This window comes from Erwinia sp. PME.40.26/001, from assembly GCF_055556675.1.
The window spans coordinates 1-262 of record NZ_JBVHNP010000247.1 but is presented as its reverse complement, the minus strand read 5'-3'; the positions used below and the strand labels follow the sequence as shown (position 1 = coordinate 262).

The window sequence follows — 262 nt, the reverse complement described above, 5'->3', positions numbered from 1 at the left end:
ATGTGCAGATAGCGCAGGCGCTTGACCGCGAGCTTGTCGGTCAGCACGAAGCTCAGACGCTCGCGCCAGGCGAGACCGAGCTTGGTCACGAGCTTGCCGCCGCCGATCAGCGAGCGCAGCTCCGGCCCTTCAAGCCCGTGGCGCACGTAGCGCACGGCGGACTTCGCGGCGTTGTCGGCCATCAGCTCGCAGTCCTCCTGCATCGCGAGCGCGCCGGGCGCATGGCCGGACGAGACCCAGGCCGTCATCGCCGCCGTCGGCG

At 70.6% G+C, this 262-nt stretch carries 1 protein-coding gene; it reads right to left on the bottom strand.

Features of this window, described 5'->3' with window-relative positions; translation table 11 throughout:
• On the bottom strand, positions 1–248 hold a 248-nt coding region (rdgC, locus tag ACZ3HG_RS24045), incomplete at its 3' end, for a recombination-associated protein RdgC (protein WP_465334932.1).
• Between the last annotated feature and the right edge of the window lie 14 nt (positions 249–262).